Origin of the sequence: Haladaptatus sp. W1, assembly GCF_001723155.1 — an archaeon.
Classification (GTDB): Archaea; Halobacteriota; Halobacteria; order Halobacteriales; family Haladaptataceae; genus Haladaptatus; species Haladaptatus paucihalophilus.
Genome location: NZ_MEIH01000187.1, coordinates 1 through 4,980 on the forward strand (window position 1 = coordinate 1; position 4,980 = coordinate 4,980).

At 62.7% G+C, this 4,980-nt stretch carries 6 protein-coding genes and 2 pseudogenes; 5 read left to right on the forward strand and 3 right to left on the reverse strand.

What is annotated here, in order from left to right:
• The 3 genes and pseudogenes from BG842_RS27400 to BG842_RS09365 all read left to right on the forward strand — a co-directional run.
• Positions 1 to 241 (forward strand): annotated as a pseudogene (locus BG842_RS27400) (phosphodiesterase); the annotation flags it as partial.
• Positions 238 to 1,254, forward strand: a complete 1,017-nt coding sequence (locus BG842_RS09360) for a GNAT family N-acetyltransferase (protein ID WP_069450551.1) — start codon at positions 238 to 240, stop codon at positions 1,252 to 1,254. The pseudogene BG842_RS27400 and the gene BG842_RS09360, both read left to right, overlap by 4 nt.
• A 47-nt stretch (positions 1,255 to 1,301) precedes the next feature.
• A complete protein-coding gene (locus BG842_RS09365; RefSeq protein WP_069450552.1) occupies positions 1,302 to 1,538 on the forward strand; it encodes a zinc ribbon domain-containing protein in 237 nt (78 codons plus the stop codon).
• Between the two features lie 20 nt (positions 1,539 to 1,558).
• Here BG842_RS09365 and BG842_RS09370 read toward each other — a convergent pair whose 3' ends face one another.
• On the reverse strand, positions 1,559 to 2,140 hold the full coding sequence (locus BG842_RS09370) for a metal-dependent hydrolase (RefSeq protein WP_069450553.1): 582 nt from the start codon (positions 2,138 to 2,140) through the stop codon (positions 1,559 to 1,561).
• Positions 2,140 to 3,162 carry a DUF1616 domain-containing protein gene (locus BG842_RS09375; RefSeq protein WP_069450554.1) on the reverse strand — a complete coding sequence of 341 codons (1,023 nt, stop codon included), beginning with the start codon at positions 3,160 to 3,162 and terminating at the stop codon, positions 2,140 to 2,142. Before BG842_RS09375 ends, BG842_RS09370 begins: the two co-directional genes overlap by 1 nt.
• Before the next feature lie 353 nt (positions 3,163 to 3,515).
• Between BG842_RS09375 and BG842_RS32485 the strand changes: the two genes are divergently transcribed.
• Positions 3,516 to 3,638: a hypothetical protein gene (locus BG842_RS32485; RefSeq protein ID WP_007977558.1), complete on the forward strand. Its 123-nt coding sequence runs from the start codon at positions 3,516 to 3,518 to the stop codon at positions 3,636 to 3,638.
• A gap of 42 nt (positions 3,639 to 3,680) precedes the next feature.
• Positions 3,681 to 3,884: a XapX domain-containing protein gene (locus BG842_RS09380; RefSeq protein WP_069450555.1), complete on the forward strand. Its 204-nt coding sequence runs from the start codon at positions 3,681 to 3,683 to the stop codon at positions 3,882 to 3,884.
• Positions 3,885 to 4,301: 417 nt separating this feature from the next.
• Here the strand turns inward: BG842_RS09380 and BG842_RS09390 are convergent.
• A pseudogene (locus BG842_RS09390) lies at positions 4,302 to 4,980 on the reverse strand (succinate dehydrogenase); the annotation flags it as partial.

The following is a 4,980-nucleotide window of genomic DNA, read 5'->3' on the forward strand; positions in this document are numbered from 1 at the left end:
CCGCGGCGGGCGAGGGCGTCGATCCCGACGCGAACCTCGCCGGGTCCCACCTCTTCGACGTGGCCCCGACGATTCTGGCGATCTTCGACATCCCGGCGAGCGACCGGATGGACGGGCGCGTCCTCCCCGTCGTCGAGTCGGCGGGCGAGCAGAGCTACCCGCGTTCGACGCGGGCGAAACGGTCGAAACCGACGACGAGCGCGTGGAAACGCGACTCGCCGACCTCGGATATCTCGAATGAGTATTACCATCGAAAAGAACGGCATCAGGGTAGAACGGACGAACGACGTGGACCGCTGGAACGACCTCGTGGAGCGATCACCACAGGGGGCACTCTTCCATCGATTGGAGGCCCTCGAAGTGCAGGCCGACCACACTGGCGCGACCTTCCATCCGCTCGTGGGCTACAAGGGACAGGAACCGGTCGGCCTGTTTCCCGCCTTCACCATCTCGAAGGGCGGCGTGACGACGGCGTTTTCGCCGCCGCCGAACCTCTGGCTCCCGCACCTCGGTCCCGTCCTGTTGAACATGGGGAAGCTGAAGCGACGAAAGGCCGAGCGACGACACCGCCGGTTCATCGACGGCTGTCTCGATTGGCTCGACCGCGAGTACGCGCCGAAGTACGTCCACGTTCGGACGGGTGGGACCTACGACGACGTTCGTCCCTTCGAGTGGAACGAGTTCGAAATCCAGCCGCGACACACCTACGAGGTGGACCTCACACCCGGCGAAGAGGATGTATTGGCGAGCTTCAGCGGCGACGCCCGCAGCAACATCAGGACCGACGACGACCGGTACGAAATCCACGTCGGCGGGCCGGAAGCGATTCGTAAAATCATCGGACAGGTGAAAGCCCGCCACGACGAGCAGGACGAACCGTACCGCCTCTCCCCGCAGTTCGTCGTTGACCTCTACCGATTTCTGCCCGACGGCGCGGTCCGACCCTACGTCTGTGACGTGGACGGCGAGTTCGCGGGCGGAATGATAGCACTGGCGGACGACGAACGGGTGTACCGGTGGCAGGGCGGCGCGAAACACGACCTCGACGTGCCCATCAACGACCTCGTGGACTGGGCCATCATGCGCGACGCGATGGACGAGGGAATCCCGCGCTACGACCTCGTGGGCGCGAATGAGCGCCGACTCTGTGGCTACAAGGCGAAGTTCAACCCGGAACTCGTTCGCTATCACAGTCTGGAGCGCGGGACGCGGATGATGAACCTGCTGACGGACGTGTACAAGCGATTCAGATAGTCAATTCGACTGCCAAGACTTTTTATCCGGACGTCGGTTGTCGAAGTATGGAGAATCCGCTCGTCACGGCCGGACTCGCGCTGGTATTCTTCGGAATCGGCTCCTTTTTCGGCCAAGTCGGTATCATCGTCGCGGGATTAGCATTGGTTGGCATCGGACTGTCGGAGTCGAACGGGACATCCAAGGACCCGTCGGAGAAAACGAACTGTCCGTCGTGTGGCGCGAGAAACGACCGCGAGAACGACGTCTGTCACCACTGCGGAACGGTGCTGTCCGAGGAATAAGAAACGTCAGCCGATGGACGTTATCGGCCAATTACCGGCGCGTAACGAACGATTCGTCGGGGTATTCCGGGCATTCCGTCGAAGAGCCAGAGGAAGAACACCCCGAGCAGTAGGCCGAGTTCGAGCGCGATGTATCCCCGAATCGCCGGGTCGCCGAAGTACGTCACGTACTCCCCGAAGTACTCGTGGAATCGGGCCAGAAATCCCATGCTCGACTGGTCGGTGGGAACGGGGACGAGGGGCCAGAGCAGGAAGTCGAACGACGGAGTTTGGCCGACTGCGGCGGGGTAGATGATGTCGCCCGCGAGGTGCGAGAGGTAGCCAACCGCGAACGCGACGCCGATGTCGGTTCGCTTCGCGCGGTGGGCCAACACGAGCGCGACCACCGACAGCGGAAGCGCGGTCAGGAGCGAGTGGGCCAGCGAGTGCCCGCTCGGAAGCACCGAAAGCGACCACGCGAGCGGCTTGTCCACGAGGTCTGGAAGTTGGGTCGCCACGCCGAGGACGACCACCGCATCGCTCCGCGGCGCGCGGCCCGTTCGGAGCCGCGTGTAGCCGGAGTAGGCGAGATACCCGAACGCGAGATGTTCCCACGGCCACATTATCCGGATACGTTTATCCAAATCTGGGTTTGTTGTGCGGCGTTGTTCGTCGCGGGGTCGCTCGGCGGGTCGCCCTTGTACAACAGGAACACGAGACGGAGGTCCTCACCCGTCATGCTCGGTTCGATGTCGTACCGGGTTCGCCACGAGTCGCCCGCATCGATTCGATGGTCGAGGCGACCCAACTCCGTCCGTTCGATGACGCGTGCACCCCCGTTCGGACGCTGTTCCACGCGTTGTAGTTGGACGACGACCGTGTACTCGACCGACCGGTCTTCGTGGTTCTGGATGCCGACGAACACGGGTTTCGAGTCGCCCGCGGTGATGTTCGTGGGATAGCCCTCGGTGACGTAGTTTCCGTTCTCCCCTTTCGTGTACAGCGACAGGTCGGAGAAGTGCTCGCCGTCCTGCGGGGCGGCGACGGCGAAGCCGACGGTCGTCAGCGCGACCACGACCGACAGGACGAGCGCGAGGTTGAGCGCCACGTCGACCGCCGAGTCCTCGTGAAAGATGGTGCGGTACAGGTGCGCCGCACCGCCGCGAACGGACACCGATAGCCGGTCCTTCTCCGGAACGTTGAACCGGCGAACCACGGCGAAGAGCGAGACGAGGAGCGTGAAACCGGCGATTGCGCCGATGACGTACATCGGGATGAAGGGAAGGTGGGCGAGCGAGAACAGCACGCCGAGTGGCGTAAGCAAGGCGACGCTGACCCCGAACGAGAGCGCACAGCGTTCGCCTGCCGTGACGCCGTGTTGGCGGACCCGACTCGGACTCGCCCACTTCGACGACTTCGACGCCCCCGCTTGCGGGAACAACAACGCGACGAGGGCGTACCCCGGCGCGAAGAACACGAGCGGGAGGCCCAGCGCGACGGCGAGCGGCGTCCCGTACACGACAGGTTGGACGAGTGCAAGCGACAGGAGTATCACGACGATACCGAGCACGGCCAAATCGACGGGGAACTCCAACACCGGACGCGTGAGACGGGTCCACAACGAGTCGTTCGTTTCGTGACTCATGTCGGTGGGAACCCACGGGTTGTCTTCGTGCGGTGCTGGTCCGTCCGTTGTTCTCCGTGAGACATGGAAATCAGTCCGTGAAGGTCGTATTCTCGGCTGGTACTTTGTTATCCAGCGCGTACCATCCACCCGGCGTGGTTCGCCTCGCCTACGAACCGTCCGAATGGGCGAAACTGACGTTTTCGGCCCGGTAAGGGGTTCTTGTAACGCCGAAGGAAGTCCATAACAAAGGAGGAGAAATGAGATGTACCCCCTGTGCTCGCTCAGTAACGGCGGGCGAACCACGGTGATCGACTCTGAATTGGACACGCGCAACCGACGACTCGGACGAACAGGCTCCCGACGGCGACGTGATGTTCGCCGTCGACGAGGACGACGACGGTAACCAGTTGGCCATCATCGCGGACATTACACGGGACGAGGCGTGGATTTCTATGCCACTGGCGGGGGCACAAACACTCTCTCAGTGTCGCTAACTCCGAACTACTTTTCACTGCAGTCTCCGCAGTCCACATCCGATGGAATACACACTGACCGCGCTCGCGCTACTGACCGGACTGCTGACCGGCGCACTGTTCAAGTTCGTCGGCGTGCCGATTCCCGCTCCGCCCGAACTGCCGGGCATCATGGGAATCGTCGGAATCTACCTCGGCTACAAGCTCGTCGATGCGACTGGATGGAGCGTCAACGCGCTCCTCACGACGCTCGGATTCGCCGGATGAGACGAACGACTTGACGCACCGGACCGGCCGACGAACGTACCGACGAAAGCGCACGAACAGACTCCTCCTACGCGACTCGACAACACTGAAAACGGCGAGCAACGAACCTACCGGGAATCGGCAGGTGACACAATCAACAGAAATTAGCAGAACGCGCCACCGCGGGGTCCATCACTCACCGAAAGACCGCCGATCTTTCGAGCCATCACGACCGCGGCGCGATTGTGAGACACCGGAAAATCTTCGATTTCCCGGGCTACCGACTGAATGGGGCCGAACGACTCGCTGGGCGAGTCGTTCGGCAAAATCGTTCGAAAATAGAGGATTTTCGTGATGTCGTCAGATTTCATAGGAAGACTGCCAGCGGTCGGGTCGAAGCACCCCGACCGCTGGCTTTCGACCGTCGTAAAAGGTGAATTAGTACGACCGCTCTTTCGGCTCGTACGTCTTGTTCTCGCCTTTGAGGATGGTCGGCTTGTACCAGAGTTGCGGCGTGCCGTCCTCCCACGAGAGGAGCGTGTGTTTCAGCCACACGTCGTCACGGCGCTCCTGGTTCTCCTGTCGCCAGTGGGCACCGCGGAACTCGTCGCGGGCCAGCGCACCGAGCGTGATGGCCTCCGCGAGGTCGATGAGGTTCTGCATCTCGATGGTGTGGATGAGGTCGGTGTTGAACGTGCGCGACGGGTCGTTGACGTACACGTCCTGATACTCCTCGCGGACTTCGCGGATGTCGCGGAGCGCCTGCTTCAGACCGTCCTCGTTTCGGAAGACGTTGACGTTCGCCGTCATCGACTTCTGGAGCTTGGACCGGAGTTCGGCCTGCTGGATGCCGTCGTCCTTTTCGAGGAGGGATTCGACGCGGTTGCGTTCTGCTTCCAGCGTGGCTTCGACGGTCTGGGTCGGGTCGGCGAACGTCGCGCCGCCATCGGCGACCGCGCTGTCGTCGTCCGACGCGACCGCACCTGGTTCGACGGGCGTGTCGACCTCGCCCATCTCGGCGTCGTCGGTCTTGCCGGTGGAGATTTCGGCCTCGCCGAGGTCCTTGCCAGCGGCGTGGCGGCCCGCGCGGGCACCGAAGACGATGAGTTCGGGCAGG

What these genes read in the sequence shown, in the direction of transcription:
- BG842_RS09360 (WP_069450551.1), top strand. Translation starts at nt 238, where the DNA reads ATGAGTATTACCATCGAAAAGAACGGCATCAGGGTAGAACGGACGAAC.
- BG842_RS09365 (WP_069450552.1), top strand. Translation starts at nt 1,302, where the DNA reads ATGGAGAATCCGCTCGTCACGGCCGGACTCGCGCTGGTATTCTTCGGA.
- BG842_RS09370 (WP_069450553.1), bottom strand. Translation starts at nt 2,140, where the DNA reads ATGTGGCCGTGGGAACATCTCGCGTTCGGGTATCTCGCCTACTCCGGC.
- BG842_RS09375 (WP_069450554.1), bottom strand. Translation starts at nt 3,162, where the DNA reads ATGAGTCACGAAACGAACGACTCGTTGTGGACCCGTCTCACGCGTCCG.
- BG842_RS32485 (WP_007977558.1), top strand. Translation starts at nt 3,516, where the DNA reads ATGTTCGCCGTCGACGAGGACGACGACGGTAACCAGTTGGCCATCATC.
- BG842_RS09380 (WP_069450555.1), top strand. Translation starts at nt 3,681, where the DNA reads ATGGAATACACACTGACCGCGCTCGCGCTACTGACCGGACTGCTGACC.